The organism is Mycobacterium sp. (assembly GCF_052144515.1).
Lineage (GTDB): Bacteria > Actinomycetota > Actinomycetes > Mycobacteriales > Mycobacteriaceae > Mycobacterium.
Window position 1 is genome coordinate 1 of record NZ_JBKQQD010000268.1, and the last position, 3,148, is coordinate 3,148.

1 protein-coding gene is annotated in these 3,148 nt (G+C 67.2%); it reads right to left on the reverse strand.

Annotated features, from left to right (window positions below):
- On the reverse strand, nt 1–3,148 hold a 3,148-nt coding region (locus ACLP9N_RS17770), incomplete at both ends, for an acyltransferase domain-containing protein (protein ID WP_442408657.1).

The window sequence follows — 3,148 nt, forward strand, 5'->3', positions numbered from 1 at the left end:
GCGGCGCCGGTCAGGGAGTTGAGCACGATGTCGACGCCATACCCATCGGTATCCCGGCGGATCTGCTCGGCGAACTCGATGCTGCGCGAATCATAGACGTGCTCAATGCCCATGTCGCCCAACAGCGCTCTACGCGACGCGTTGCCGGCTGTGGCGAAGACCTCGGCTCCCGCCGCTCGGGCTATCGCTATCGCCGCTTGACCTACACCGCCGGTTGCGGAGTGGATCAGCACCTTGTCACCGGATGTCATCCGGGCCAGATCGTGCAGCCCGTACCAGGCAGTGACGTGCGCGCTGCCCAGCGCGGCGGCCTGGCTGGCCGTCAGGCCGGGCGGCAGGGCGATGACAGATCGGGCTTCGCAAGTGACAAACGTGCCCCAGCAGCCGCTATAGGGGACATAACCGCCAACGTGGTCACCCACGTGATAGTCATTGACGTCCGGCCCGACCGCGGTCACCACACCGGCGAAATCGGTGCCCAGCTCTGGTAGATCCCCTGCCTCGATACCGGGTAATCGGCCCATGGCGAGTAGGACATCGGCGAAGTTGATGCTGGATACGCTGACCGCGACCTCGACCTGGCCCGGCCCCGGCGGGACCCGGTCAAAAGCGACAAACTCCATCGTTTGCAGGTCACCGGGGGTGCGAATCCGCAGGCGCATGCCGCCGTGCTCATGGTCGACGATTGTGGTTCGCCGCTCCTCGGGGCGCAGCGCAGTGGGGCACAGGCGCGCGGCGAACCACGCGTCGTGTCGCCAGGCGGTCTCGTCCTCGTCCGAGCCGGCTAGCAGTTGGCGCGCCACCCGCTCGGCGTGGGTGTGCTCGTCGATGTCGATCTGGGTGGTGCGCAAGTTCGGATGCTCGGCGCCGAACACCCGCAGCAGGCCGCGCAGCCCGCCCTGCTCAAGATTGACGACATCATCGGCCAGCACCATCTGCGCATTCATGGTCACGACATATAGACGCGGCAATTCGCCTGCGGTTTCGGGCAATTCGCGGGCGATGCGCACCATATGCCGGACGCACTCACCGCCGTGCACGGCGCATTCCTCATCCGGGCTGCCATTACGCGGACCAGTGAGCACGACCACACCTGTGAACCCGCCGGAACCGAGCTGACCGCGCAGCCGCTCGGCATTGGCCACCTGGTCGGCATGCGGCGGCCAGCACATGGCGGTGCACTGCGCGCCGTGGAACTTCAACGCGTCGGTAATGGGGGCGGCCGCCACATCGGCAGCGGCGGAGGTGCTGATCAGCAGCCATGTTCCGGCGTCAGTACCGTCCACCTCGGGCAGCTCTTGCTGTTGCCATTCGATGGTCAGCAACCGCTCGCTGAGCACACGATCGCGGCTTGCGCGCTCGGAGACCCCGGTTCCGAATTGCAACCCACGCGCGGCAAGCAGAACCATGCCGTGCTCGTCGAGCACATCCAGATCGGCTTCCACCCCGGCAGCGTCAGCATTGGTTACCGTCGTATGGCAGTAGCGGGCGTTGCGGGCAGGCGCGTAGGCACGTAGCCGTCGTATACCCAACGGCAGCAGCAGGTCGCGGCTGTCCTGGACGGCGGGGTGGGCCACAACGGACTGGAAACAGGCATCCAGCAGGGCCGGATGAATCCCGTAGCAGCTCTGCTGTGAGCGAATCGAACCAGGCAGCGCGACTTCGGCCAGTATCGTGCTGACCGTGCCGTCGGTGGCGTGCGCGGCCGTCACACCGGTGAAAACAGGCCCCTGGTGTACACCATGGTCGTCGAACCACTGCCTAAGTTCGGCCCACTCCAATTCGAACGAATGCGCTGTCACCAGAGCGGCCATGTCGTAGGCCGGTGGTCTGTCCGGACCGTCTCCCGCGTGCAGCATCGCTACGGCCCGCCGAACCCGCTCACCTTCGTGGAAGGTCTCCACGGTGAAGTCGACGACGCCCGGCGATGTCACCGATGCGAGGGCGAACACCGGGGTCTTGTCATCGAGCAGCAGCATCTGCTCGAAGCGGATGTCGCGGACCTCGGACCCTTCGCCGAGGACCATGCGTGCGGCGGCCAGGGCCATCTCACAGTAGGCGGCCCCCGGAAGGGCGGCCACATTGTGGATCCGGTGGTCGCTCAACCAGGGCAGCGCCGCGGTGCCCACATCGGCCTGCCATGCGTGGCGTTCCGGCTCCTCCGGCAGCAGCACATGCGCCCCCAACAGCGGATGCACCGAAACGGTATTCGCGTTGTGCGCATGGCGATCTGGGTCGCGAAGCAGGCGACGGTGCGTCCAAGCCGGCAGCGGTGCGTCCACCAGCCGCCCGCCGGGATAGAGCACCGAAAAGTCCACTGCGGCGCCCGCGCTGTGCAAATCCGCCAGCAGGCCACGCAGCCCGTGCGGCAGCGGTTGCTCGCGCCGCATCGCCGCCAAGGCGGCTATCGACATGTCGAGGCTGGCGGCCGTTTGGTCGACGGCGTGGGTCAGCAGCGGGTGTGGTGCCAGCTCGGCAAATACCCGGTACCCGTCCTCCATCGCCGCCTGCACCGCCGCGCCGAACCGCACGGTGTGACGCAGGTTGTCCACCCAGTAACGGGCGTCGCACACTGGCCGATCACATTGGTCGAACAGGGTTGCGGAGTAGAACGGAACCTGCGGTACCCGTGGGGCGACCTCGGCCAATACATCGGAGAGCTCGTCGAGGATCGGATCGACCTGGGGAGAGTGCGACGCCACGTCAACGGCGACCTCCCGGGCCATCACCTCCCGCTGCTCCCACTCTGCGACGAGATCGCGAACCGTCTGGGCGGCACCGCCGATCACCGTGGACTGCGGCGAGGCCACCACCGAGACCACAACGTCGGTGATGCCGCGAGCCACCAATTCTTCACGCACACGCCGAGCCGGCAGTTCCACCGACGCCATCGCGCCGGCCCCGGCAAGTCTTAGGCACAGCCGGGAACGGCGACAGATGACGCGCACCCCGTCTTCCAGCGACAACGCTCCTGCGACGACGGCCGCCGCCACCTCACCCAGGGAGTGCCCGACGACGGCGCCCGGGGCGACCCCGTAGGATTTCATCGTGGCCGCCAGCGCCACCTGCATGGCGAACAGGGTCGGCTGCACCCGGTCAATGCCGGTCACGGTCTGTGGCGCCGTCATCGCCTCGGTCACCGAGAACC